22 protein-coding genes are annotated in these 26236 nt (G+C 72.8%); 14 read left to right on the top strand and 8 right to left on the bottom strand.

Features of this window, described 5'->3' with window-relative positions; translation table 11 throughout:
* The first annotated feature begins 79 nt into the window (after window positions 1-79).
* From HET64_RS17270 to HET64_RS17305, 8 genes are all read left to right on the top strand, one after another.
* A complete protein-coding gene (locus tag HET64_RS17270; protein WP_215106531.1) occupies window positions 80-436 on the top strand; it encodes a DUF2620 domain-containing protein in 357 nt (118 codons plus the stop codon).
* Between the two features lie 43 nt (window positions 437-479).
* Window positions 480-1814, top strand: a complete 1335-nt coding sequence (locus HET64_RS17275; RefSeq protein WP_215106533.1) for a YhfT family protein — start codon at window positions 480-482, stop codon at window positions 1812-1814.
* Between the two features lie 48 nt (window positions 1815-1862).
* Entirely contained in the window at window positions 1863-2819 is a 957-nt protein-coding gene (locus tag HET64_RS17280; protein WP_215106571.1) for a phosphotriesterase, read from the top strand.
* A 1-nt stretch (window position 2820) separates the two neighbouring features.
* Complete coding sequence (locus tag HET64_RS17285; RefSeq protein WP_215106535.1) at window positions 2821-3948, top strand: aminotransferase class V-fold PLP-dependent enzyme; 1128 nt, start codon at window positions 2821-2823, stop codon at window positions 3946-3948.
* 2 nt (window positions 3949-3950) lie between these two features.
* Entirely contained in the window at window positions 3951-5114 is a 1164-nt protein-coding gene (locus HET64_RS17290; RefSeq protein WP_215106537.1) for a YhfX family PLP-dependent enzyme, read from the top strand.
* An 11-nt stretch (window positions 5115-5125) separates the two neighbouring features.
* Window positions 5126-6385, top strand: a complete 1260-nt coding sequence (locus HET64_RS17295) for a phosphopentomutase (protein ID WP_215106539.1) — start codon at window positions 5126-5128, stop codon at window positions 6383-6385.
* A 160-nt stretch (window positions 6386-6545) separates the two neighbouring features.
* A complete protein-coding gene (locus HET64_RS17300) occupies window positions 6546-8759 on the top strand; it encodes an AAA family ATPase (RefSeq protein WP_215106573.1) in 2214 nt (737 codons plus the stop codon).
* 90 nt (window positions 8760-8849) lie between these two features.
* Window positions 8850-9974, top strand: a complete 1125-nt coding sequence (locus HET64_RS17305; protein ID WP_215106541.1) for an AI-2E family transporter — start codon at window positions 8850-8852, stop codon at window positions 9972-9974.
* An 11-nt stretch (window positions 9975-9985) separates the two neighbouring features.
* On the opposite strand, the gene HET64_RS17310 is transcribed toward HET64_RS17305, so the two are convergent.
* From HET64_RS17310 to HET64_RS17325, 4 genes are all read right to left on the bottom strand, one after another.
* Window positions 9986-11002 carry an alpha/beta hydrolase family protein gene (locus HET64_RS17310; protein ID WP_215106543.1) on the bottom strand — a complete coding sequence of 339 codons (1017 nt, stop codon included), beginning with the start codon at window positions 11000-11002 and terminating at the stop codon, window positions 9986-9988.
* A 132-nt stretch (window positions 11003-11134) separates the two neighbouring features.
* A complete protein-coding gene (locus HET64_RS17315) occupies window positions 11135-12766 on the bottom strand; it encodes an alpha/beta hydrolase (RefSeq protein ID WP_215106545.1) in 1632 nt (543 codons plus the stop codon).
* Between the two features lie 65 nt (window positions 12767-12831).
* Window positions 12832-14970 carry an FUSC family protein gene (locus tag HET64_RS17320; RefSeq protein WP_215106547.1) on the bottom strand — a complete coding sequence of 713 codons (2139 nt, stop codon included), beginning with the start codon at window positions 14968-14970 and terminating at the stop codon, window positions 12832-12834.
* A gap of 173 nt (window positions 14971-15143) precedes the next feature.
* Window positions 15144-16259, bottom strand: coding sequence for an NADH:flavin oxidoreductase/NADH oxidase (locus HET64_RS17325; protein ID WP_215106549.1), 1116 nt, complete (start codon window positions 16257-16259; stop codon window positions 15144-15146).
* A gap of 135 nt (window positions 16260-16394) precedes the next feature.
* Here HET64_RS17325 and HET64_RS17330 point away from each other — a divergent pair, with 135 nt between their 5' ends.
* Complete coding sequence (locus tag HET64_RS17330; RefSeq protein WP_215106551.1) at window positions 16395-16757, top strand: helix-turn-helix transcriptional regulator; 363 nt, start codon at window positions 16395-16397, stop codon at window positions 16755-16757.
* Between the two features lie 76 nt (window positions 16758-16833).
* Here the strand turns inward: HET64_RS17330 and HET64_RS17335 are convergent, their stop codons facing one another.
* Window positions 16834-17874 (bottom strand): NAD(P)-dependent alcohol dehydrogenase, encoded by a 1041-nt coding sequence (locus tag HET64_RS17335; protein WP_215106553.1) that lies wholly within the window; start codon window positions 17872-17874, stop codon window positions 16834-16836.
* A gap of 162 nt (window positions 17875-18036) precedes the next feature.
* On the opposite strand from HET64_RS17335, the gene HET64_RS17340 reads away from it, so the two are divergent.
* Window positions 18037-18966, top strand: a complete 930-nt coding sequence (locus HET64_RS17340; protein WP_215106555.1) for a helix-turn-helix domain-containing protein — start codon at window positions 18037-18039, stop codon at window positions 18964-18966.
* A 235-nt stretch (window positions 18967-19201) separates the two neighbouring features.
* On the opposite strand, the gene HET64_RS17345 is transcribed toward HET64_RS17340, so the two are convergent.
* The 3 genes from HET64_RS17345 to HET64_RS17355 form a co-directional block, all read right to left on the bottom strand.
* Window positions 19202-20050: an NAD(P)H-binding protein gene (locus HET64_RS17345; protein ID WP_215106557.1), complete on the bottom strand. Its 849-nt coding sequence runs from the start codon at window positions 20048-20050 to the stop codon at window positions 19202-19204.
* Window positions 20051-20062: 12 nt separating this feature from the next.
* Window positions 20063-21007 (bottom strand): ScbA/BarX family gamma-butyrolactone biosynthesis protein, encoded by a 945-nt coding sequence (locus HET64_RS17350; protein WP_215106560.1) that lies wholly within the window; start codon window positions 21005-21007, stop codon window positions 20063-20065.
* A gap of 408 nt (window positions 21008-21415) precedes the next feature.
* Complete coding sequence (locus tag HET64_RS17355; RefSeq protein ID WP_215106562.1) at window positions 21416-22027, bottom strand: LysE/ArgO family amino acid transporter; 612 nt, start codon at window positions 22025-22027, stop codon at window positions 21416-21418.
* A 66-nt stretch (window positions 22028-22093) separates the two neighbouring features.
* Here HET64_RS17355 and HET64_RS17360 point away from each other — a divergent pair, with 66 nt between their 5' ends.
* From HET64_RS17360 to HET64_RS17375, 4 genes are all read left to right on the top strand, one after another.
* On the top strand, window positions 22094-23014 hold the full coding sequence (locus HET64_RS17360; RefSeq protein WP_215106563.1) for a LysR family transcriptional regulator ArgP: 921 nt from the start codon (window positions 22094-22096) through the stop codon (window positions 23012-23014).
* 292 nt (window positions 23015-23306) lie between these two features.
* Window positions 23307-23981, top strand: a complete 675-nt coding sequence (locus HET64_RS17365) for a response regulator transcription factor (RefSeq protein WP_215106565.1) — start codon at window positions 23307-23309, stop codon at window positions 23979-23981.
* Window positions 23981-25306: a HAMP domain-containing sensor histidine kinase gene (locus HET64_RS17370; protein WP_215106567.1), complete on the top strand. Its 1326-nt coding sequence runs from the start codon at window positions 23981-23983 to the stop codon at window positions 25304-25306. The genes HET64_RS17365 and HET64_RS17370 overlap by 1 nt, the downstream gene beginning before the upstream one ends.
* Before the next feature lie 54 nt (window positions 25307-25360).
* Entirely contained in the window at window positions 25361-26209 is an 849-nt protein-coding gene (locus HET64_RS17375) for an endo alpha-1,4 polygalactosaminidase (protein WP_215106569.1), read from the top strand.
* The last annotated feature ends 27 nt before the right edge of the window (window positions 26210-26236 follow it).

Consider the following 26236-nt stretch of genomic DNA (forward strand, 5'->3'; position numbering starts at 1 on the left):
AGATGGGTATAAGAGACAGCTCCCGTACGTCCCCTCTCCGTGGCTCACCCCGCGGGAACACGCAGAAAGCAGAACAGCCATGACGAAGATCCTCACCGGTGGAGTCGGCAAGGTCGAGGTCACCCAGGCCATCGGCAGCCTCGGCATCGACTCCCTCGACGTCGTCCCCTCCAGCGACATGGACGCCGCGATGAAGCTGCGGGCCGGCCAGGCCGACTACTACCTGGGCACCTGCCACACCGGCGCCGGCGCGTCGCTGGGCGTGCTCGTGGGCCTCCTGGGCAGCGCCTCCTGCCACACCTTCGGCCGGAGCGTCCCCACCGAGGACACGATCGCCGCGCTGCTCGCCGACGGCAAGAAGGCCTTCGGCTTCTCGATGGACCAGATCGACGTCATCGCCCCGCTGATGGCCCGTGCCATCGCGGCCCGCGGCTGATCGCAGCCTCCTTCTCATCGTCCCGGGCACCAAGGAGTGACTCGTGAGCACCACTCTCGCCGCCGGCGCGGAACTCGACTTCTCGCTGGCCCAGCAACTGACCGTGATAGTCCTCTGCGCGCTCACGGCGTTCATCGCGCACATGGCGCTGGCCGTCTTCAACGACGGTGTGCGCCCCTTCCTGCTGGACTTCATCCAGGGGCGCACCACCCGCAGCGCGACGACGGCCGTCTCGTTCGGGCTCTCCGCCGGGTTCATCTTCGGGCTCGGCGCGCCGATGGCCCTGTCCACCGGTGTGCTGAACCCGTGGCTGCTCTTCCTGCCCACGGACATCCTCGGGATGCTGTCACCGAAGAAGTGGCTCGCCCCGATCCTCGGCGGCGCGTGGGGCGCGGTGGTCGTCTTCGGACTGAACGGCGCCAACGACATCGCGCATGACCTCCCGGTCGACTTCCTGACCGCGATGCAGCAGATGTCCACGCCGATCCTGTTCCTGTTCACGCTCTTCCCCGTGCTCGCCATCACCAAGCAGTTCGGGCGCAAGTGGGGCGGCATCGCGGGCGTCCTGGAACTGGCCCTGGTCGTCATGACGATGAAGCTGTGGCCCAACATGTTCGCCGGGGCGCTCGCCATGGCGGTGGGCGTGCTGATGCTCATCGGCCTCGCCGTCTCCAAGGACCTGCGGCAGCGCCGGGCCGACCGGGCGGCGGGCGTCGTGGAGGAGGTGACCGGGGACGACCCGATGGCGTCCCTCTTCAGCGCCAGCGCGGCCCGGCTGCGGAAGTACCTGCCGCTGTTCATGCTGCTCGGCGCGGGCGTGTGCGTCCTGGCCCAGATGCACATATTCGGCGGCGGCGAGGCGACCAGCTTCCTGATCGCGAAGGGGCAGTACGCCGAGGCGGCACAGGTCGACTTCTACCGGGTCTTCGGCTTCATCCCGCTGATCGCGACCACCGCCCTGGCGTCCGGCGCGTACGGCATCGCGGGCTTCACCCTGGTGTACCCGATCGGGTACCTCATGCCGAACCCCTTCCTGGCCGCCGTCGTCGGTGCGCTCGTGTTCGCCGTCGAGGTGCTGGCCCTCTCCTGGATCGGCAAGGTGCTCGGCAAGCTGCCGAGCGTCCGGGACTCCTCGGAGCACCTGCGCAGCGCCATCGGGGACACCCTCCAGCTCGCGATCCTGTTCGGTTCGCTGATGGCCGCCAACGCCATGGGGGGCGGGCTCGGCATCCTCGTCGTCGGCGGGCTCTATCTGCTGAACGAGTCGATGGGCCGGCCCGTCGTGAGGATGGCCGCGGCACCGGCGGCCGTGATCATCGGCGGTGTCCTCCTCAACATCCTGTACTGGCTCGACCTGTTCACCCCGGTCAAGGGCTGAGGCCCGACCCAGGATCAGGCCGTGCCGTACACGGAGAAGGAAGCCACGATGAACCACCCCGCACCGCACACCCTGCGCACCGTCACCGGAGAACTCCGGGCCGCTTCGGTACGCGGCCCCGCCCTCGCCCACGAGCACCTCGTCCTCGATCTGGACCGGGTGGGCGACGGCGCGGCCGTCCTCGGACCGCAACGCCACGCGGCGGCCGTGACCGCCGAACTCGTCGCACTGCGCGAGGAGTACGGCCTCGCCCTGGTCGTCGAGCTGACCTGCCGGGGCATGGGACGCGACATCCGCGCGCTGTCCCGGATCGCCCGGGAGACCGGTGTCGCCGTCGTCGCCGCGACCGGCTGGTACTACGAGCCGTTCCACACTCCGGAGATCGACGCCCTCGACGTGGCGGCGCTCACCGGCGTCCTCGTCCGGGAGGTCGAGGACGGGATCGACGGGAGCGGTGTCCGGCCCGGCGTCCTCGGGGAGATCGGCAGCCACGGCGACGTACCGACCGCCGCCGAGGCCAAGGTGCTGCGGGCCGGCGCACGCGCCGCGCTCGCCACCGGACTCTCCGTCGCCACCCACGCCCAGCTGGGCCGGGGCGGCCTCGCCCAGCTGGAGCTGCTCACCGGTGAGGGCCTGCCCGCCCACCGCGTGAGCATCGGGCACCAGGACCTCCTGGACGACCCCGGCGTCCACCGGGAGCTGGCGGCGAGCGGGGCGTACGTCGCGTTCGACACCGTGGGCAAGACGGCGTACCAGAGCGACGGGACCCGGCTGCGGCTGCTGCTCGCGCTGCTGGAGGCGGGCCACGCCGACCGGGCCCTGCTGAGCTGCGACATCTCCCGCCACGGCTATCTGCGCGACGAGGGCGGCCAGGGTTACGGGCACCTCTTCGCGAGCTTCCTGCCCCGGCTGCGGGCGGCCGGGGCCGACGACGACCTGATCGACCTGCTGACCCGCCGCAATCCGGTGCGCTTCCTGACCGGCGCGACCGTGGAGGAGAACTGACATGAGCCCCGCATCCCCACCCGCGCTCCCCGCGACCTTTCCGCTGCCGACGGTGGCCCTGGAGGACGCCGCGGCCCGGCAGTTCCGGCTGCTGGAGGCCACCGCCGCGCACTTCGAGGGCGAGCAGTTGTTCTCCGCCGACGCGGGAGTCGTCCCCGGCCTCGGCCGGCCCCGCACCACCGCCCGCGTCGAGGCGGTCCTCGCCGACTTCTTCGGCGCCGAGGACGCCGCCCTCGTACAGGGCGCGGGCACCGGGGCGATCCGGGCCGCGCTCAACGCCGTCGTCCGGGCGGGCGACGACCTGCTGATCCACCGGGCCCCGGTCTACCGCACCACCGAGGTCACGTTCCGGGGCATCGGTGTGCGCACCACGGAGGCGGACTTCAACGACCCGGCGGAGCTCGACACCGCTCTGGCGTCCGGGCGGTTCCGGTGGGCGTACGTCCAGCACACCCGGCAGCGGCTGGCCGACTCCTACGATCCGGCCGAGGTCATCGCCGCCTGCCGGGCGGCCGGGGTCCGCACGGTCGTGGACGACAACTACGCCGTCATGCGTACCCCGGCCGCCGGGGTCGAACTGGGCGCCGACGCCTCCTGCTTCTCGCTCTTCAAACTCCACGGGCCCGAGGGCGTCGGCCTGGTCGTGGGCGCCCGGGACCTGGTCGAGGGCGTCCGCCGTGCCAACTACTCCGGCGGCGGGCAGGTCCAGGGCCACCAGGCGCTGGACGCGCTGCGCGCCCTCACCCACGTACCGCTCCTGTGGGCCGTGCAGTCGCGGGTGGGGGCCGAGGTCGCCGAACGGCTCGCGGCCGGCGAGGTGGACGGGGTGGCGGAGGTGCGTGTCGCCAATGCCCAGGACCGCTGCCTGCTGATCCGCCTGGACCGGCCCATCGCCGCGGAACTGCCGTCCGTCGCGGCACGGTTCGGTGCCGCGCCGTACCCCGTCGGGTCCAACTCGCGCTACGAGATCGCGCCGCTGTTCTACCGGATGTCCAGCTCCGCCCTGGACGACGCCCCGGAGCTGGCCGACTGGACCGTGCGCGTCAACCCGATGCGGGCCGGAGCGGACCTCGTCATCGACATCCTGCGCCGCTCGCTCGCCGCGATGGCCGACCCGAAGGACCACTGACCGTGTTTCTCGACACCGTGCTCACCCGCAACCCCGAGCTCGTCGACGCCGCGGCCGCCCTGCACCGGCGGGGCGAGATCCCGCCCGACACCTATGTGATGGACCTCGACGCCGTCGAGGCCAACGCCGCGGTTCTGGCGGCCGAGGCCGAACGCCTCGGTATCGGCCTGTGGTTCGTCGTCAAGCAGATCGGCCGCAACCCCGAACTGATCCGCGCCGTCGCCCGGCACATCCCCCGCTCCGCCGCTATCGACCCGGCCGAGGCCCGGACCCTGCACGCGGCCGGGGCCAGGCCGGGCAACCTCGGCCACCTCGTCCAGATCCCCCGGCGGGCCCTGCCCGGCATGCTGGCGTGGCGGCCGGAGAACGTCACGGTCTTCGACCTGGCCAACGCCCGCGCCGTCTCGGACGCGGCCCGGGAACTGGGCTTCGTCCAGGACGTCCTGATCCGGCTCGAAGGGGCCGAAGGAACCGTCTACCCCGGCCAGGAGGGCGGTGTTCCGCTGGAGCGGCTGGACGCCTTCGCCGAGGCCGCCGAGGCGCTCGGGGGCATCCGGATCGCGGGCGTCACCGCCTTCCCGTGTGTGCTCTGCGACCCGGAGTCGGGGCAGCCCGCCGCCACGGCCACCTTCGACCTGGCGCTCAAGGCCCGTGAACTCCTCGCCGCGCGCGGCCACCTGGAGCTGAGGCTGAGCGCGCCCAGCGCCACCTCGATGGCGTCCCTCCCGCTGCTCGCCGAGCGCGGGGCCACGCACGGGGAGCCGGGTCACGCCCTCACCGGCACCACCCCGCTGCACGCCCTGGACCCGGCCCAGCCCGAGAAGCCGGCGTACGTGTACGTCAGCGAAGTCGCCCACACCCTCGACGACGGCCGCCCGGCCCTGTTCGGCGGCGGGTTCTACGCGCGCTCCCACATCCGCGGCGCCCTCCTGCCACGCACCGGCGCGCGGCTGGGCGTGCAGGACGCTCCCGCCGAGAACATCGACTACTACCGGCTGCTCGACGCGCCCCCGTCCGGCTCGGACGTCCGGCTGGGCGACACCGCGCTGCTCGCCTTCCGCACCCAGATCTTCGTCACCCGCTCGACCGTCGCCGTCGTCTCCGGACTCGCCTCCGGCAGGCCCCGGCTGAACGGGCTCTACGACGCCCACGGCCGAGCCCTGTAAGGAGCGATCTCATGGCCAGGACCGTCATCGTCGTCATCGACGGATTCGGCGTCGGCGCCATGCCCGACGCGGGCACCCCGCGCCCCGGCGACCTCGCCGCCGACACCTGCGGACACGTCCTCGACCACGCCCGCGCCGCGTTCGGACGGCCGCTGCGGCTCCCGGTGCTCGGGGCGCTGGGTCTCGGTCTGGTCCACCCGCACCGGGACCTGGCGCGGAGCACCCGGCTACCCGTGGCGGCGGGCCGGGCCGCCCTCGGTTACCCGGGCGCGGACACCTTCGCCGGCCACCAGACCATGATGGGCGCGGACTTCAGCCGGGTGACCGTGGCCCGGCTGGCCGAGCACCTCGACGAGGTGACCGAGGCACTCACGGCGGCCGGTCACCGGACGGAGCGGCTCGACGGGAAGCCGCTGCTGCTGGTCGACGGGGCGGTGCTGGTCCACGACAACCTGGAGGCCGACCCCGGGATCAACTGGAACGCCTCGGGGCGCCTGGAGGATCTGCCGTTCGACGGTCCGGGCGGGATTCTCGCCGTCGCCCGTACGGTGCGTGCGGTCGCCCCGGTCGCGCGCGTGATCGCGGTGGGCGGGCACGCGGACGGTCCGCTCGGCTCGTACGTACGGGGCGGGGACGGGGGCACCGTCGGGCTGGACACCCCGGCCACCGGTTTCTACCGCAACGGCGGCCTGGAGGTCCAGCACCTGGGCGCCCCGCTCGACCACACCCGTCAGCTCCCCTCTCTCGCGGCGCGGGCCGGTATCCCGGTCACCCTGGTGGGGAAGGCCGCCGACATCCTGGTGTGCGAACAGGCGGACCGGCGGCCGGCCGTGGCCACCGCCGATGTCCTGGCGTACACCCTGGAAGCGGTACGCGCCGGGGGCGACGCCCTGGTGGTCGCGAACGTCCAGGAGACGGATCTGGCCGGGCACCAACAGGACACCGGGCGCTACGGGCAGGTGCTGGAACAGGTGGACTCGGGGCTCGCCGGGCTCCTGGCGCTGCTCACGGACTCCGGGGACCGGCTGATCGTCACCGGCGACCACGGCAACGACCCCTCGATCGGGCACGCGCACCACACCCGGGAGTACGTGCCGGTGCTGATCCACCGCCCCGACGGGGCCGGGGTGGAACTCCTGCCGGACGCGCGGAGTCTCGCCGACGTGGGCGCGACGGCCGCCCGGTCGCTGGCGCTGTCCCCGCGGGACCTGGCGGCGGGAACGCCGATCGGCATGGACGGGGAGGCGCGGGCCGCCGCACCCCGGACGTAGCCGTGGGCACGAAAACTCCCCGGACCGTCATGGCGGTCCGGGGATTATCGCGGGTATATTGGATTCTTCTGCGCTCATGCAGAAAGGCCCCACTCGGGGGCCTTATGAGTACGAATATATCTGGCGGGGAGCCGTTTTGTCAAACCGGGAAAGCGACGAATTGCGGGAAGAGCAGGAATTCATCGACCGGCTCCATGCCCGGGTCGACGCCCTGCGCACAGTGGCCGCCGATGGCGTCGAGCACGCGCTGACGCCGGTCGGGACGGGCCAGCAGGCGCGGCTGGAGCGCGACATCGTCGTCGCGGAGCGCTCGGGTCTGCTCGCCGCGCTCAACGCTGTGGACGGCTCGCTGTGTTTCGGCCGCATCGACCGCTCCGACGGGCTCGCGCACCATATCGGCCGTATCGGGATCCGTGAGGACGACGCCGAGCACACCCCTGTTCTGATCGACTGGCGTGCGCCGGTGGCGCGTCCTTTCTATCTCGCCACGGGGCACACGCCGATGGGGCTGCGCCGGCGCCGGCACATCACCACCGAGGGCCGCACGGTCACCGAGCTCCATGACGAGATCCTCGATCTCGGGGACCGCGACCGCACCGGCTTCGAGGATCCGAACGGGGACGCCGTGCTGCTCGCGGCGCTCGATTCCGCGCGCACGGGACGCATGGGCGACATCGTGCGGACCATCCAGGCCGAGCAGGACGCCATCATCCGGGCCCCGCACCGGGGGGTCCTCGTCGTCGAGGGCGGCCCCGGCACGGGCAAGACGGCCGTCGCGCTGCACCGGGCCGCCTTCCTGCTGTACGAGCACCGCGAGCTGCTCGCGAAGCGGGCCGTGCTCATCGTGGGGCCCAACCCGGCGTTCCTGCGCTACATCGCGGAGGTGCTGCCCGCGCTCGGCGAGACCGGGGTGCTGCTGGCGACGCAGGCGGAGCTGTTCCCCGGGGTGCACGCCACCGGTACGGACTCCCCCCGCGCCGCGGCCGTCAAGGGAGGCGAGCCGATGGCCGAGACGCTCGCCCTGGCCGTACGCGACCGGCAGCGGCTGCCCGAGCCCGGGGCGGCGATGGTCGTCCCGCACGAGGACGGCGGGGATCTGGTCCTGGACTGGGAGATCGCGTACGAGGCCCGGCAGGCGGCCAGGGACACCCGTCTGCCGCACAATCTCGCCCGCCCCCACTTCGTCTTCCGGGTCATCGACGCGCTCACCGCGCAACTCGTCGAACGGATCGGCGCGGACCCCTACGGCGGACCCAACTTCCTCGGCCCCGACGACGTGGCCCAGCTCGGCCGGGGCGTCGCGCTGAGCAAGGAGGTGCACGCGGCGGTGGACGAGCTGTGGCCGCCGCTGACCCCCGAGGGCTTCCTCGCCGGCTATCTGGCGGACCCGGTGTACGTGCCGGACGAGGACGCCGACGCGATCCGGCGCCCCTCCGCCGGCGCGGCGTGGACGCCCGCCGACGTACCGCTGCTCGACGAGGCCGCCGAACTGCTCGGCGTCGACGACAGCGCGGAGAAGGCGGCTGCCGAGGCCGCCCGTCAGGAGCGGGTCGGCTACGCGCAGGGCGTGCTGGAGCTGTCGCGCGGCTCGGAGAGCTACGAGTTCGAGGACGAGGAGTCCGAGGTCCTCGCCGCCCACGACATCATCGACGCCGAGCGGATGGCGGAGCGGCACGAGGAGGCAGACCACCGCACCGCCGCCGAGCGGGCCGCCGCCGACCGCACCTGGGCGTTCGGGCACATCATCGTCGACGAGGCGCAGGAGCTGTCGCCGATGGCGTGGCGGCTGCTGATGCGCCGGGCGCCGAGCCGCTCGCTGACGCTGGTCGGCGACCCGGCCCAGACGTCCGAGGAGGCCGGCGTCGGGTCGTGGGAGAAGATCCTCCGGCCGTACGTCGGTGACCGCTTCGAGCACGTCACGCTGGAGGTCAACTACCGTACGCCCGCCGAGATCATGGAGCTGGCGGCCGGGGTACTGCGGGAGAGGGACCCCTCGTTCACCGCCCCCGTCTCGGTGCGGTCGACCGGCGAGAAGCCGTGGACGCGGGATGCCGGAGCGGATCTGGCGGGCGAGGTGGCCCGGGCGGTCGTGGAGCTGACCCCCCGGGAGGGGCGCCTCGCGGTGATCGCGCCGCGTGCGCTGCACGAGGAGATCGCCGCCCCGCTGGACGGCGTCGCGGCGGGCGAGGCCCCCGACCTCACGCGCCCGGTGGTGCTGCTGGATCCGCGCCAGGCCAAGGGGCTGGAGTTCGACCATGTGCTGGTCGTGGAGCCCGCCCGGTTCGGCACGAGCGATCTGTACGTGGCGCTCACCCGTGCCACTCAGCGCCTGGCCATCGTCCATCGGGAGGAACTGCCCCCGGCGTTGCGCTGACGGGTCCGGCCGGCCCGCCCTCGTGGCGCTCGGCTTCGGCGGACCGCGGGCGTGGCCGGAACACGGTTGGCGAAGCCATAGGGTAACGCCATGTCTTCGCCATTGAGTTCGACAAAGACCGCGGCTGCTCTCCGCACGTCGGCACGGGTCTCCGCAGAGGTGCTGCTGGTCCTCGTGGCGGCGGCGGTCGCACTGTGGGTGCTGGGCCGGATGTGGTCGGTCGTATGGCCGCTGATAGTCGGCCTGTTCCTCACCACGCTGACCTGGCCGCTCGCCCGTTTCCTGCGCCGGCTCGGCTGGTGGCCCTCGCTCGCCGCTTCGGTGGTGACGGTGTTCTCCCTGCTCGTGGGGGCGGGCATCGTGGCGTTGATCGCGGTGCCGGTCGCGGGTGAGTCCGGGGAGCTGGCCGACGGGGTGATCGAGGGCATCGACAAACTCCGCGAGTGGGCGGCGGGTCCGCCGCTGAACATCGGCGACGACCAGATCACCGGCGCCCTGGACACCGCGACCGCTCAGCTCCAGGACAGTGTCGGCAGCGTGGTCACCACCGCCGTCACCGGAGTGAGCACCGTGGTCAACGGGCTGGTCACGGCGGTTCTGGCGATCTTCCTGATGTTCTTCTTCCTCAAGGACGGCCCGCGCTTCCTGCCGTGGCTCACCCGTCAGCTTCCCGGCCGGCTCGCCACCGACGTCCCCGAGGTGGCCTCCCGCTGTTGGGACACCTTGGGTGCGTTCGTGCGGTCGCAGGCGTTCGTCGGTCTGCTGGACGCGGTCTTCATCGGGCTCGGCCTGTGGATCCTGGGGGTGCCGCTGGTGCTGCCGCTGGCGGTGCTGACCTTCGTCTGCGCGTTCGTGCCGATCGTGGGGGCGCTGTTCGCCGGATTCGTGGCGGTGGTCATCGCGTTGGTCTCGAACGGACCGATGGACGCCCTGCTCGTGCTGGCGATCATCGTCGTGGTGCAGCAGTTGGAGGGCAATGTGTTCCAGCCCATGATCCAGAGCCGTGGGCTGGGGTTGCACGCGGCCACGGTCCTGCTCGCCGTGACGCTGGGCGGCAGCCTGGCCGGCGTGGTGGGGAGCCTGCTCGCCGTGCCGGTGGCGGCGCTGCTCGGCGTGGTCTGGAACTACCTCCGCGAGCAGCTCGTGGAGGAGCCGCGTCAGCCCGAGGCGGCGGATCCGGCCGACGGGTCCGGCGCACCGGTCCCGTCGGCGTAGGGTCCGGCCCCTCACCGCCCGAGGGTGCGCAGCAGCGCGGGCAGCGCGCCGCGCAACTCGCGCTCCCAGTAGGGCGGGGAGTGGGTGCCCCGGTAGAAGTGCGTGGTGACCGCCACCCCGTGGGCCCGCAGCCGGGAGGCCATCGCCCGGTTCTCCGCCCCCATGATGGCCTCGGTCGGGGACAGGACGTCCTCGGGAAAGGGGTCGTCGGGGTCCTCCAGGCCGGGAACGTGCGGGTCCGGTTCCGTGCCGGGCGGGTCGAGCGCGCCCGCCCGGCCGTCGCCGCTGGAGAGGTGGACCTCGACGCCGCGCAGTCGCTCCGGCCGGTAGTACGGGTCGTGGTCCTGCCAGATCCGCCGCTGGGCCACCGGGTCGCCCCACAGGGCCGACCGGTCCAGGCCCAGATAGTCGAGTCCGGCCCGGACCGCCCGGGGGTGCTGGAGCGGATGGACGTAGCCGCTGAGGCCCGCCACCGCGCGGAACAGCCCGGGGTGGCGTGCCGCGTAGGTCAGCGCGCCGAAGCCGCCCTGCGACTCCCCCGCCGCGACCCGCCGGTCCCCCGCGCCGTAGAGACGCTCCAGCAGCGGGCGCACCTCGTCGAGGTGAAAGGTCTCCACGCGCGGCGCGCCGCCGGCGCCGCCGTTCCACCAGTCGCTGTAGAACCCGAAGAGCGGCATCGACGGCATGACCACGAGCACGTCGCGCAGTTGCGGGAGCCGCTCCACCGCGTAGTCCTCGGTCCAGGCCTCGGGGTCGCCGTGGCCACCCGCCAGCAGATACAGGACCGGCCAGCGCTCGTCGCGCCCGCGATCCTCCCAGCCGTCCGGGGTGAGCAGGCGAACCGTGCCGGGGCCTTCCAACGCCGCCGACCGCACGGTCAGTTCGAGGAGCCGGTCGCCGATCCACCGCTCCCCCGTCACCCGTATCCCCGGGGGCCGGTCCCCGGGCGGGGGCGCTGCCGCCGCCGCTCCGGGCAGGAGCAGCAGCAGGGCAGCGCCCCAGGCGATCACCTTGCGTGGAATGCTCATCACCGCGACCTCCCGACATCGTCGGCCGGACTTCGCCCGACGCCTCGGACGGTACGGAGCGGGACGGGCGCCCGGCATCCTCCGACGGGAGGCCGCCCGTACACCGGCGGGAGGCGGTCTCCCGTTCCCGGGTCACTTCACGCAGGTCTCGTCCTTCTTCGGGAGCCGGCCCGTCGCCAGGTAGCGGTTGACCTCGTTGTCCACGCAGGCGTTCCCGTACTCCCCGTACAGGGCGTGGCGGTTGGCGTTCTCCAGGGTGAGGAGCCTGGAGCCGGGAAGCCTGCCGTGCAGGGTGGTGGTGCTCCGGTAGGTGGTGCGGGGGTCGCCCGTGGCCGCGACCAGAAGGGCGCGGGCGTCGTGTTCGATACGGGTGGGTGCTTCCCGTGGCGCGTCCCAGAAGGCGCAGGGGCCGATGTTCTCGGTGAGGGGGCCGAACAGGGGGTGTGCGCCACGGCTCCGTTGGATGTCGCGCCAGTAGCGCTCGGTCTCGCGCGGGGCCGGTACGTCACCGCAGATGATCGCCATCTGGGAGCTGCCGGAGGAGGAGTCCGCGCCGGAGAGCAGGAGACGCAGCGCCTCCGCGAACTCCGGGGGCAACGGGGCCTCGTGGCCCTTCGACGCCTGGGACAGTGCCGCCACCTGCTGGGCCAGGAGGTCCCGCGAGCCGTCGCCGTCGTCGGCCACGCCCATGAAGAGGAGCGTCGGTATGTGGGTGTCGTCGACCCGGAAGACCTCGGGGGCGGTGCCGAGGGTCAGCGGGGCGCGGGCCGCCTTCGCCATGACGTGGTCGATGGTGGCGAGCACCGCCGTACGGGAGCGCCCCAGGCCGTACGTCGTGTGGCGGGCGGCCGCCCAGGCGGCCCAGGCGGAGAGCGCCTGCTCGTTCTCGCGCACCGTGTCCTTCAGCAGGCGCGGGTGGTAGTCGTCCGGCCCCACCGCTCCGTCCAGGACCATCCGGTCGTAGCGGCCGGGGAACATCTGGGTGTAGACCGTGCCCAGGTAGGTGCCGTACGAATAGCCCAGGTAGGAGATCTTCCGCTCACCCAGAGCGCCCCGGATCACGTCCATGTCCCTGGCCGTGTTGCGGGTGGTGATGTGCGGGAGCACCGAGGCGTTCGTGGCGCGGCACTTGGCGGCCAGGCTCTTGCTCAGCGCCACCTGGCGGTCGAAGCCCGCCCGGCTCGCGCCGGCCGAGAACCAGGTGAAGCCGACGGGCCAGCCGCAGTCCAGCGGAGTGCTCCGGCCGACGAAGCGTGGGTCGAAGCCGACGATGTCGTAGCGCGGGCCGACCTCCTTCATCGCCGTGCGGACGATCGGCGGGGAATCCACGGCCGGGCCGCCGGGGCCGCCGTTGTTGAGGAGGATCGCGCCGATGCGGCGGCGGGTGTCGGTGGCCTTCAGACGGGACAGCGCGACCGTGATCGTCCGGCCCCCGGGGGCCGTGTAGTCCAGCGGGACCGTGACGTCGGCACACTGCACGCCCGCCTTGTCCAGGTCTCTGCCCGTCTCGTCCTGCGGGGAGCGCATACAGGTGCCCCAGTCCAGGGGTTGGTGGTAGTAGCGGTCGAGCGCTCCAACAGTCGTCGCCGGTGCGACGGTACGAAGTGGCGGGCCGGGCCGTGCGGTGGCCAGGGCCGGTGACGCCGTGATGCCTGCCGCGAGGGCCAGGGCCAGGCCCGCGGCGGCGGTCGTCCGGGCGGCCGTGGTGGTGCGGGGGGCAGCCGGGGTTCGGGTGGTCTTCTCTGCGTCCTCTGCGTAACTCACATCAATAGACGCTAGGAGAAGGACCATTGGGAATCACTGGGGCTGGCACCCCAGCTCGGCGGGGGTCACCTCCCCCTTTTTCGGGGTTTCCCGGGTACGGGACCGCCGGTCGACTCCGGCGGGGGGCCGGTGCCGGGTGCGGGCGTCAGCGAGGCTTCGATGCGGGCGAGTTGCCGGGCGAGGCTCGTCATCCACACCTCGAGGTCCACGGAGAGCGGCGCCGGCGGGTCGCGGTCCGGGCCGGTCGCCGGCGCGGTCGCCGGCGCGGGGCCGGGCCGCTCGGCGACGAGCAGAGAGGCGATGCGGTCGGTCTCGGCCTCCAGTGCCGCCGCGGCGCCCAGGGCCCGGGCGGCGGAGGTGTCACGCGCGGCGAGCACCGGCCGGAGGCCGAAGCGCGGGAGCCACTGCGCCCCGAGGAGCATGTGGTGGGCGGCGATGAGCAGGGCGTGCCAGTCGGCGCGGTCGCCCTCCCGGTCGGCCGGGGATTCGGCGCGGTACTGCGCGTACGCGGCCTCCGCGAGGCGCAGCCGGTGGATGCCCGGGAGGGTGACCGGTGCGGTACGGGAGCCGCCCGACGGCGCGAGCAGCGTCTGTGCCGTGGCCGGCACCAGCGGGGCGCACGCTCTCAGGAGCCCGCACATGGCCCGGTGCACCTCCCGTCGTGCCCCGGCCGGCCAGGCCAGGAGCCCGCACACCAGGCCGATGACGCTGCCGGTGACGACATCGATCATCCGGGCCTCCGACAGCCGCCAGGTGACCGGTGCGATCTGGGCGAACGCGGTGGCGACGACGAGTGTGAACAGCGCCTGCGCGTACGCGAGGCCCAGCAGCGGCCCCAGCGCGAAGGCCATCAGCATGACGGGGGCGAGGAGTGCGGCGTACACGTCGGTGTGCCGGCCGAGCCCGATGACGAGCGCCCCGGCCACCAGCGCTCCCACCGCGTTGCCCATGACCGCCCGGCGGACCGCCCGCCAGGTCGCGCCGGCGGTCGTCCGGCCGAGGGTCAGGACGGCGAGGAGGACCCAGAAGCCATGGGCCAGGTCCAGGGAACCGGCCACCGCGCGGGCGGCGGCGAGTCCGAGCGCGGTGCGCAGGGCGTTCTGGAACAGCACCGACCGGAACGTCACGTTGCCGACGAGACGCCGGGCCCACAGCCTGGGCGTGGACAGCCCGGCGTACCAGAACTGTTCGGGTGGGAAGGCCGGTTCGGTGGGCCGCCCGTGCAGGGCGATGTCGACGGCGATCTCCACCGTACGCGCCGATTCGGCGAGCGCCAGCACCCGGGACTGCCGACGCTGCACGTCGACGGCGGGCCGGGCGTCCGGGCCTCGCGAGAAGGCCCGCGCCCGGTCGGCCTGGAAGGCCCGCATCGCCTCCTCCAGTGCTCCGGCGGGCGGTGGAGCGCTGCCGGTGCGCAGGAACCGCGCGCAGCCGGTGCACAGATCCGCGACCCGGTGCAGGAGCGTGGCGGACTCGGGGTCTGCGGTCACCGGCGGGGCTTCGGCGAGGGTGGCCAGCTGGTCGAGGAGCCGGCGTGCCGAGCGTCCGGCCTGTTCCAGTGCACGGTCCGTCCGGCCCGCGCCGGCCGGGCGTTCCGCCGGCGGCACGTCGGACAGGCGCAGCTTCGCTCCTGCGGCCCGCAGCCGCCGCGGTGGCACGCCGCCGGTGGCGGCCCCGCGCGCCGCCACCGCGAGGGCGTCGGCCAGCCGGTCCCGGTAGGAGGGGGCGGCCGGATCGGGCAGCAGGACTTCACAGGCGGCGAGGAGCAGCGCGCCCGCCGTCAGGCCCGCGAGCCGCTCGACGAGCGTGCCGGGGGCGTACGGCGGAAAGCAGGCGAGGATGTAGAACAGCTGGAGGCCGGGGGCGATGCCCGCGGGGCGGGGGCCGGCGACGGCCGCGAACGCCAGCAGGAATCCGACGAGGAGCATGCCGCCGACGGCGGCCGGGGTGTAGGCCGCCAGCAGGGTTCCCAGGGTCACGAGGACCAGTGCCGGGGGCAGGGCCCGGAGCATGGTGGAAGCCCGTTGGCGGCCCGAGCCGGGCACGGCGGAGAGCAGGCCCGCGGCGATGGGCGCGAAGAGCGCGTACAGCGCCGCGACGGGGAGCCCGGCCCCGTACAGCAGCGGATAGAACCCGGCGCTCGCCGCGGCGGCGACGCGGACGGCCCGGCGCAGGATCGTGGCCCGGTCCTGCGCGGCGGTCACTTCCCCGCTCCGCTCATCCGGCGCTCCTCTCCCGGCCGGGCCGCGGTGGCGTGCCTCCGTCCGGCTCCCGCCATTGTCGGACGCCTACGGGCCGCCCGCGCGCGCTGGACCGGAGAGCACGGCCGCGAGAGGAGCGCGGGCGGTCCGGTCGGGCAGAGCGGCCCGGTGGGCGGTCAGACCTTGGCGGGACGTCGCGCCAGGGCGTAGCCGTACTGGTCGGGCCAGCGGGGCCCGGCCGCCAGGGCCTCGGCCGCGTGGTGGGCCCAGTGCGGATCACGGAGCATCTCTCGGCCGATCATGACCGCGTCCGCCCGGCCCGTCGCGACGATCTCCTCGGCCTGGGCGGCGTCGAGGATCAGGCCCACGGCCGAGGTGGGGATGCCGGCCGTTCGCCGGGCCTGTTCGGCGAAGGGGACCTGGTAGCCGGGGTGTGCGGTGATCGCGGCGTCACGGACGACGCCGCCGGTGGAGACGTCGAGCAGGTCGACGCCGTGTGCGGCCAGTTCCTGGGCGAGAGTGACGGTGTCGTCGCCGGTCCAGCCCTCGCGCGGGTCCTCGGGGTTCTCGGTCAGCCAGTCGGTGGCCGAGGTACGGAAGAGGACCGGCAGGTCGTCCGGCCATACGGCGCGGACGGCGTCGACCACCTGGAGCGGGAAGCGCAGCCGGTTCTCCCGGCTGCCGCCGTAGGAGTCGGTGCGACGGTTGGCGGCCGGGGACAGGAAGGAGTTGATCAGGTAGCCGTGTGCGCCGTGGATCTCCACCACCCGGAAACCCGCGGCGAGGGCCCGCCGGGCGGCAGCGGCGAAGTCACGCACCAGTTGCCGGATCTCGTCCTCGGTCAGCTCGTGCGGCATGGGCAGGCCCGCGAACGCGACGGCGCTGGGGGCGACGGACGTCCAGCCGCCCTCCTCCTCGGGCACGTAGCGGTCGGCGAGCCAGGGCCGGTCGGTCGAGGCCTTGCGCCCGGCATGGGCGAGCTGGATCGCGGGCACCGATCCGTGTGAGGTGATCGCGGCGGCGATCCGGGCGAAGGCCTCCTGCTGGCGGTCGTTCCACAGGCCCAGGTCCCATGGGCTGATCCGGCCGTCCGGGCGCACACCGGTGGCCTCCGTCATCACGAGGCCGGCGCCTCCGGCGGCCCGGCCCGCGAGATGGGCGAGGTGGAAGTCCGTGGGAACGCCCGCCTCCGGTCCGTCCGCGGCCGCCGAGTACATGCACATCGGAGACATCCACACACGGTTGGGGATCTCAAGGGACCGCAGAGTCAGGGGCGTGAACAGGGCGCTCACAGGTTGTCTCCTCACGTGGGGTGCGGTCGCCGGGCGGCGACACCGAGGTAAGTACGATAGGCATCGTAGTACGCCGATTGTCAAAATACGATATTTCTCGTACTTTGATGAGGACCCCGAGGAGGCCTGCCACCCATGTCCACCACAGCCCGCGCAGCCGCGTCCGGGCGAAAGCTCGCCCATCCGCTCCGGACGGAGATCCGACTGGAGGCGGTCCTGCACGCCTTGGCCGACCCCATCAGGCTGCGCATCGCCCGTGAGCTGGCGGACGGGCACATCGACATGGCCTGTATCGCGTTCGACCTTCCGGTGAGCAAGTCCACCAGCACGCACCACTTCAAGGTGCTGCGAGAGGCGGGCGTCATCCGCCAGCACTACGTCGGGACCTCCCGCCTGAGCCGGCTGCGCGAGGAGGACCTGGAGGCGCTCTTCCCGGGGCTGCTGCCTGCCGTCCTGGAAGGGGCGCGCCGGTCGGCGGGAGCACCGGACCCGGCATGAGTACGCGTCCGCCCCGAGCACCTCGGGCGCTCGGGGCGGACGTTCGCGTGGCGGGGGCGGCCGGGCGGCCGACGCCTCAGATCGTCGCCGTGTCGATCACGAAGCGGTAGCGGACGTCGCTGGCGAGAACCCGCTCGTACGCCTCGTTGACCTGACCGGCGCCGATCACCTCGATCTCCGCGCCGAGTCCGTGCACGGCGCAGAAGTCCAGCATCTCCTGGGTCTCCTTGATCCCGCCGATCGCCGAACCCGCGATCGACTTGTTGCCCAGGATCAGGGAGAACAGGTTCAGCGAGACCGGCTCCTCGGGGGCGCCCACGTTGACCAGGGTGCCGTCGGTCCGCAACAGAGCGAGGTAGGCGCCGAAGTCCAGCGGGGCCGAGACCGTGGAGAGGATGACGTCGAACGTCCCGGCCAGTTCCTCGAAGGTCCGCGGATCGCTGGTCGCGTAGTAGTGGTCGGCGCCCAGCTTGAGCCCGTCGTCCTTCTTCCGCAGCGACTGGGACAGGACGGTGACCTCGGCGCCGAGCGCGTGCGCGATCTTGACGGCCATGTGGCCGAGACCGCCGAGACCGACGACGGCGACCTTCTTGCCGGGGCCCGCGCCCCAGCGCTTGAGGGGGGAGTAGGTGGTGATGCCCGCGCACAGGAGCGGCGCGGCCTCGTCCAGGGCGATGCCCTCGGGGATGGAGAGGGCGAACGCCTCGGCCACGACGATGTGCGTCGAGTAGCCGCCGTACGTGGGCTCGCCGCCCCGGTCGAGTGCGTTGTACGTCTGGGTGTTCCCCTCGGCGCAGTGCTGCTCGCGGCCCATCAGGCACGCGTCGCACGCTCCACAGGAGTCGACCATGCAGCCGACGCCGACGCGGTCGCCGACCTTGAACCGGGTGACCCCGGGGCCGGTCTCGGCGACGATCCCGGCGATCTCGTGGCCGGGCACCATCGGGAAGATGCCCTCTCCCCAGCCGTCGCGGGCCTGGTGGATGTCGGAGTGGCAGATCCCGGCGAACTTGATGTCGATCAGGACGTCGAACTCTCCCACCGGGCGGCGTTCGATCGTGGTGCGCTCCAGCGGGGCCTTGGCACGGGGAGCGGCATAGGCGGCAACGGTGGTCATGCCGGAGGTTCTCCTCTGGGTGATGCGGTAGGAACGTCTCCCAGCATCACGCCATGACGGATGTTTACCCAGGTCACCGCTTTACCTACGTCCAGCGGTCCTACTACTGACGGGGACAGGCTCAGGCTCCCGCGACCAGGAATCACAGGAATAATGGAAGCCATGGACGATCGACCAGAGGCCGCCGCCCCCGAGCCGCTGGACGGGCGCGCCGAACTCAGCGAGTTCCTGCGCACCCGGAGGGCCAAGCTCCAGCCGGGGGACGTGGGCCTTCCGGAGTTCGGCCGGCACCGCCGGGTGCCCGGTCTGCGCCGGGAGGAGCTGGCGCAGCTGGCCGGGGTGTCCGTGGCGTACTACACACGCCTGGAGCAGGGCAACGGACGCAACGTGTCGGCCGAGGTGCTCGACGCGATCGCGCGTGCGCTGCGGCTCACGGACGCCGAGAGCGCACATCTGACCCACCTGGCCAAGCCCGCGCAGCACAAGAAGAAGCGCCGCCCGGCCAGGGTGCAGCGGGTGCGGAAGGGCCTGCTGTACCTGCTCGACAGCATGGACGGCATCCCCGCGTACGTGACCGGGGCACGGTCCGACGTCCTCGCCTGGAATCCGATGGCGGCGGCGGTGTTCGGTGACTGGAGTGCGCTGCCGCCGGCCGAGCGCAACTGGGCGCGGCTGGTGTTCCTCTCCCCCGCCTACCGGGACCTGTTCGTGAACTGGGACTCCAAGGCCTCGGACATGGTCAGCTATCTGCGGCTGTACGCGGGCTGCCACCCCGACGATCCGGAGCTGTCGGCGCTGGTGGGCGAACTCTCGGTCAAGAGCGACGAGTTCCGGCGGTTGTGGGCCACGCACAACGTCAAGGAGAAGGGGCACGGCATCAAGTTGCTGCGGCATCCGCTCGTCGGGGAGCTGACCCTGTCGTACGAGACGCTGAACCTCCCGGACGACGAGGAGCAGCATCTGGTGACCTACCACGCGGAGCCGGGCTCGGAGTCGGCCCAGGCCCTGCGCCTGCTGGCGAGCTGGGGAGCGGACGCGGGACGGGTCGACGTCATCGGGGGCGCGGGGCGGGGCCGGGCCGACGAGCGATGAGGACGAGCTGCCGCGCGGAGCCGGACGCGTGGCCGGAGACCGGGAGTCGCCGAATCCAGCTCACCGGTTTTCCTTTTCGGAATACGGATGAGTACGGCAGTGACTCACGGCCCTTTCCGGGCCCGCCTCCACCGCGAGCCGCGAAAAGCGGACCGGAAAAGGGAATGCCTGCGCCGTCGCGCTTATCCGCCTTCCGCGAGGAACAAAGGCTCTCGACTCACCCCGCGAAGCGGCCCTATTCCGGCGCGAATGCCTCCGCGTGCTCGGCCGACCAACGGCGAAACGGCCTCGCAGGACGGCCCGTCAGTTCCTGGATCGTGGGCACCACGCACGCCTTCGCTCCCGCCCGCTGCCGCTCCGCACTCTGCAGGAAGGCCTCCGCGACGGGCGGCGGATACTTCGCCAGCAGGGCCGTACGCGCGGCGTCCACGCCCAGTTCCTCGAAGCGCAGAGGCCGCCCCAGCACCCGGGAGAGCTGGGCCGTCTGCTCCCGGGCGGTGATCGCCTCCGGGCCGGACACGGCGTACGCCCTGCCCTCGTGCCCCGTACCGGTGAGAACGGCGACGGCCACCGCGGCGACGTCGCGCGGGTCGACGCACGCCACGGGAGCGTCGCCGTACAGGGCGCGCACCATTCCCGCCGACCGAATGCCGGGGGCCCAGGCGAGGGTGTTCGACATGAACGTCCTGGGGCGCACGAACGTCCACGGGACCCCCGAGTCCCTGACCGCCTGTTCGTTCTCCCGCTGGCGCCGGGTGATGAAGTCGTCGGCGCCCGGCTCCTCCACCGCCATCATGGACAGCTTCACCAGGTGGCGTACGCCCGCCGCGGCCGCCGCCGCGGCGACCCGCTCGTCGTCGGGCTCCGTCGGGTTGTTCGTCACCAGGAACACCGAGGCGACGCCCCGCAGGGCCCGGTCGAGAGCGGCGCGGTCCCCGTACGCCCCCTCGACGACCTCGACCCCAGCTCCCCGCACCGTGACCCGCTCGGGGCGGCGCGCGAGAATCCGCACGGGGCCGGCCTCCGCCAGCTGTCCGGCGACCTCACGGCCCACCGCTCCGGTCGCACCCGTCACGAGAATCACTCGAGGAACCTCTCAGCCGTCGGCCCGGGGGCCGGACAGGACCGTGGAGAAGACCGTCTCGCCGTCCTGATGACCTGTCACCTGGACCGTCACCGTATCCTCGTCCGCCTCCGGCAGGACCGCCGCCCCTATCCAGCACGGGCTGCCGAACTCGGAGTACCGGTGGAACCGCGTACTCGCCTCCACCGGAACGATTCCGGCGGGCCCTGCCACCAGGCACGCCGCCTGGCGGGCCGCCTCCAGCAGCAACATGCCCGGGACATGGTCGTTGGGGCGCTGGAAGAGGGTGGGATGCCGGGTGTCCACACGCAGCTCCCAGACTCCGTCCTGCCCGGTCCCCGAGAGCACCACGTCCTCGACACGGGCACGGCCCGCCAGGACGGCTGTGACCGGCGCGGTCTCCGGTATGGATATTCCCTCGACCGGGACGTCGCCGCGCATCCGCCGGTACGCCTTGGGCGTGCTGAACCGGGTCGCCGCCACCCCCGTGGCGGCGAGCCGGTCGCCCCGGTGCACCGCCCAGCCGACGCGCCCCTGCGCCGGGAGCCCGCCCCGCCACTTCAGGTCGGAGCAGAACACCTCCAGGCCGATTTCGGTGGGCTCGCCCCCCACGGCAAGGTGCTCTGGATGACAGACGTAGTCCAGTTCCGTCAGGAGGAAGTGGTAGCCGAGCGGGATTCCGTACCCGGCATGGAAGGCGAGCATGGCCGCCTGCCGCATCGCCTCCGCGACCAGCAGCGGATCGTGCCGGTCGTCACCCACCGGAGCGAAGAAGGGATGGTCGTGCGGAAGAACCGCTTCCACCGCGAACCGGTCGCGCCCCAGGCGTACCCAGTTCCGCGGAAAGGCGTCCTCCGGCCTGGTCCGGTGCACCATGTCGATCCCCACGGGATGCACCACCTCGGCCTCCGCGTCCATAGTCGGCACCGGATCGATCAAGACTGCTGCTTCGGGCATAACTCCCCCCAGGGGTCATGTAGTGGCGAGCCGTTCCTGCGATGCGCGTACTGGTAGGACAAGATACAGAATAATCGGTTTTTTTCTCCATGTCCGGACGAGGCCGCACACCATCACGGGCCCCCGGGAAATGCCTCTGGCGGGCCGCGACGATTACGGGAATTCCCGAGGCGCCGACTGCACGAAAGGCGGTATCCGCTCCCCTTTCCCGCGCACCTGTCCGCACGCGGCCCGGGAAGCCGAGCTCGAACGGACGCACCGTCCAGGGCGAGAACGACGGCCCGTCGCACGCTTCCCATGGCACCGATCCTGTCGAAAGATGGCGATCATGGCATGGTACGCCGGGCGAGCACCCTCGGCCCTGGACGCGTGGAGCGTCCGGGGAGGCCCCTGGGCGCGGGTGGGGGCTCAGGCGTTGAGCGCCAGCTTCGCGCCGAGGCCGATCATCGTCACGGCGACCAGACCGTCCAGCACCCGCCACGCGGAGGGCCGCGCGAGAACTCCGCTCAGCAGCCGGGCTCCGAACCCGAGCGCGGCGAACCAGCACACGCTGGCGAGGATCGCGCCGAGGCCGAAGGTCCAGCGCAACGGCCCCCGGTCGGCGGCGACGGACCCGAGCAGGAACACGGTGTCGAGGTACACGTGCGGGTTGAGCCAGGTCATCGCCAGGCAGGTCAGCACCACACCCCGGCGCGAGGCGGCCGGAGCGTCCCCCGCGCGCAGGGCCGACGGCCGCAGAACCCGGCGCGCGGCGAGCAGACCGTAGCCGATCAGGAACACCCCGCCGAGCAGCCCCACCACCGTCAGGGCCGACGGCCAGGCAACGACGAGAGCGCCGACACCGGCGACCCCCAGCGCGATGAGCACCGCGTCGGACAGGGCGCAGATCCCGACCACAGCGAGCACGCCGTCTCGGCGGACGCCCTGGCGCAGCACCAGGGCGTTCTGGGCTCCGATGGCGACGATGAGCGAGAGGCCGGTGCCGAAACCGGCGGCTGCGGTGGTCAGGGCGTTCGTCATGCGGCGACGCTACGGAGCGAACAATCCTGGTGTCCAGCTAAAGATTCTTACGTATCATTAACACTCATGATGTCTGAGCTTCCTCTCGATCAGGTGCGGACCCTGCTGGCCGTGGTCGACGAAGGCACCTTCGACTCGGCGGCGCACGCCCTGCGGCTGACGCCGTCGGCGGTCAGCCAGCGGGTGAAGGCGCTGGAGCAGCGCACGGGCCGGGTCCTGCTGATGCGCACGAAGCCGGTGCGGCCCACCGAGTCCGGCGAGGTGGTGGTGCGCTTCGCCCGCCAGCTGGCCAGGCTGGAACACGACGCGCAGGCAGCGCTCGGGATGTCCGGGCCGGGTGAGCCGACGCTCCTGCCGATCGCTGTGAATTCCGATTCCCTGGCGACCTGGTTCCTCCCCGCCCTGCGGCGTGTGCCGGAGGAGCTGGGAGTCTGTTACGAGCTGCACCGGGAGGACCAGGACCATACGGCCGCCCTGCTGCGGGAGGGGCTGGCGATGGCCGCGGTGACCTCGTCGCCGGAGGCGGTGACGGGCTGCTCGGTCCGCCGGCTGGGCCGCATGCGGTATCTGCCGGTGGCCGGTCCCGGTTTCGCCGACCGGTGGCTGGGGCGGCGGGAGGGTACCGCATTGCGCGAGCTGATCGGCGACGCCCCGGTGATCGGCTTCGACCGGCGCGACGATCTTCAGGACGCCTTCGTGCGCCGGCTCGGCCCCGGCCCTCGGCCGAGCGCCCGGCGCCACCTGGTTCCCACGTCGGAGGGGTTCGTGAACGCCGTGGCGTCGGGCATGGGCTGGGGCATGGTGCCCGAGGTCCAGGCGGAGCCGTTGCTGAGCGACGGCCGGCTGGTGCGGCTCGCCCCGGACCCCACCGTGGACGTCCCGCTGTACTGGCAGCAGTGGAAGCTGGAGTCACCTGCCCTGGCGGCCGTCGCCGAGGCGGTGGCCGCGGAGGCCGCCGAGGCACTCGACGGCGACTGGGCGGACTGACCGGCGCTCCCGTCCGGCACCGAGACCCGCTCGCCGCACCTATGCGTGATCGCCACCTCCGTCTTCCCGAATCCAGATTCACCCGACTAAACGAGGGGCGGAGTATGACGGCCCAGGAGGGTGCACGGCGGGCGGCTTCGCCCTCCGGAGCGTGACACCGCTGCCCGCGCCCAGCACCTTCCAGATCGTGGAGGCCGCACCGGCCTGACGGGGCGACTCGGTGCGGGTGCGCGGGACGCCCTACGATGGTGGGTCTCTCCCCCCCCGAAAAGACATCGGAGGCATCCTCCCCGTGCGTGTGCTGCTGGTGGAGGACGACGACGACCTGCGGGACGTGATCGCGGCCGGGCTGCGGGACGGCGGTTTCTCCGTGGACTGCGCGCCGGACTGGCCGGAGGCGGACGTGCTGCTGCACATGGCCGCGTACGACTGTGTGGTGCTGGACCGGATGGTGCCCTCCGGCGACACCCTCGCGCCGCTGGAGGGCAGGCGCCGGGCCGGCTGGTCGGTGCCCGTGCTGTGCCTCACCGCACTGGACTCCCTGCACGAGCGGCTGCGGGGGCTGGAGAGCGGGGCGGACGACTACCTGGCCAAGCCGTTCTCGATGCGCGAGCTCGTCCTGCGCGTCCGGGTCCTGAGCCGACGGGCGTCGGCCCGGCTCCCCTCTTTCCTGAGCTGTGCGGACGTGGTCATGGACGTGGCCCGGCACGAGGTGCGGCGCGGTGGTGTGCTGCTGTCGCTGAGCCCGAAGGAGTACGCCGTGCTCCAGCAGCTCCTCGTCCACCGGGACACCGTCGTCACCCGTACCGGGCTGCTGGAGCACTGCTGGGACGAGATGGCCGACCCGGTCTCCAACGTGGTCGACGCCGTCGTCGCGGGGCTGCGGCGCAAGCTCGGTTCCCCCGGCCCGGTGCACACCGTGCGGGGGCAGGGGTTCCTGCTGTCGGCGGAGCCGGGGCCGTCCTGATGGCGACGCCCGTGCGGCGGCGCCGCTCGCCGGCCCGGCGGCGGCTGCACCGGCTGCGGCTGCGGCTGACCGCCGCGTACACCCTGATCACCGTCGTCGGGCTGGCCTGCCTGTCCTGGCTGGTGATCCGTACCGACGACCGCGCGCGGCTGGACGCCGAGTACGACGAGATGCGCCGCCGGGCGTCCGTCGCGGCCTCGCTCGTCTATTACGAGGACGACCGGATCCGGCTGGACGGGCTCGCGGACGACGAGGCGACCTCGGGAACCCCCCAGGTCCTGGTGGTGGAGGGGCGCCCCGGCGGTGAGCCGGTCACCGTGTTCCGGGGGCGCACCGCGCAGTTCGCCGTGGAGGCCGGGACGATCCGGGCGGTGACCCGTTCGGCGATGGACGGGGAAGGGCCGGTACGGGCCGAGGCGCGCGACCGCACGGGAGAGCCCGTCCGGCTGTTGGCCGTGCCGTTTTACCACGACGCCACCGACGAGGTGGCGGGCGCGGCCGTCGCGGTCGGCGATCCGGAGCGCGGGGCGGCCGGGCACCGCAGTCTGGTCCTCTCCCTCGTCGTCGGGGCCGGTGCCCTGACGGCGCTGGCCGCGCTGACCGGGCATGTCCTCTCCGGGCGGAGCATCCGGCCGGCCTGGGAGGCGCTGGAGCAGCAGGAACGGCTGCTGGCCGACGCGGCGCACGAGTTGCGGACCCCGGTCGCGGTGATGCGCGGATCGGTGGAGGTGGCCGCCGGGGCTCCGGGCGGACTGGAGGCGCAGTTGCCCCGGATCCGGCGGGCGGCGGACCGGATGGCCGATGTCGTGGAGAACCTGCTGACCCGGGGGCGGCTGGAGGCCGCCGTGGACGTCGTACGGGCGGAGCCGCTGCGCCTGGACCAGCTCGTCGAGGAGGTGTGCGCGGAGTTGCCGGAGGGCGGGCACGGCCTGGAGTCGCGGCTGGAGGAGTCGGTGGTCGAGGCGGACGCCGCGCTGGTGCGGGTCGCCGTGCGCAACCTCCTGGACAACGCCGTGCGGCACGGCCGGTCCCCCGGCGCGCCGGACGGGGCCGAACTGCTGGTGACCGTGCGCGGACCGGAGGTGTGGGTCGCCGACCGGGGCCCGGGAGTGGCTCCGGCCCGGCTGCCGGAGCTGATGGAACGGTTCAGCTCGCCGGGCGGGGGAACGGGGATCGGCCTCTCTCTGGTACGGCGGATCGCGGAGGCCCACCGGGGGTCACTGACCGTCCGGGCTCGCCCCGGCGGCGGCGCGGAGTTCGTCCTGCGTCTCGCGCCCGCCCGGTCGCGGCGCGGCGTCGGGCGGGCGCTCACGATTCGCTCATGATCGGCCGTCCATGATGTGGGGGCAGGTTCCGGAGCCCACGCACAGGAGTCACGTATGTCCCAGCACGCCGTCCGTCCGTTCCTCCGCCGGGGAAGCACGCTCGCCGGTCTGGCCGGCGGAGTCGTGATCGCGACGGGAGCGGGACTGCTCCTGTCCAACGCCTTCGCCTCGGGGGCGGCGCCCGAGGTGGTGCCGCCCGAGGCCGACGTGGCCTTCGACTACCAGATCGGCGGCGCGTACACCCCGCCCGCCGGGGTCGGGGCGGTCTCCCGCGACCGTGGCGACGAGCCGGCCGAGGGCCTGTACAACGTCTGTTACGTCAACGCCTTCCAGACCCAGCCCGACGCGCTGGACCGGTGGGAGAAGGACAACCCCGATCTGCTGCTGCGCGACGGCGACGGCGACCTGGTCAATGACGAGGAGTGGGGCGAGGCGCTGCTGGACACCTCGACCGCGGACAAGCGCACCCGGCTGGCGGACATCGTCGGGGGCTGGGTCGACGGCTGCGCGAAGTCCGGTTTCCAGGCGGTGGAGCCGGACAACCTGGACTCCTACGAGCGCTCGAAAGGCCTGCTGACCCGGGCGCACAACGCGGCGTTCGCGAAGCTCCTGGCCGACCGGGCGCACGCTGCCGGGCTGGCGATCGGCCAGAAGAACACCACCGATCTGCTGGAGCAGCGGGAGACCATCGGGTTCGACTTCGCCGTCGCCGAGGAGTGCGGCCGGTACGACGAATGCGCCGGCTACGCCTCCGCGTACGACGACAGGGTGTTCGTCGTCGAGTACACCGACGACGACTTCGCGAAGGCGTGTTCGTCCGTGGGGGCGAAGGTCTCGGTGGTGCGCCGGGATCTCGACGTCCGGCCGGCCGGACAGCCGGGGTACGTGTTCCGCACCTGCTGAAGGGCGCTTTCGGGGGCGGGTGGGCTC

This window comes from Streptomyces sp. McG3 (assembly GCF_018619185.1).
Classification (GTDB): domain Bacteria; phylum Actinomycetota; class Actinomycetes; order Streptomycetales; family Streptomycetaceae; genus Streptomyces.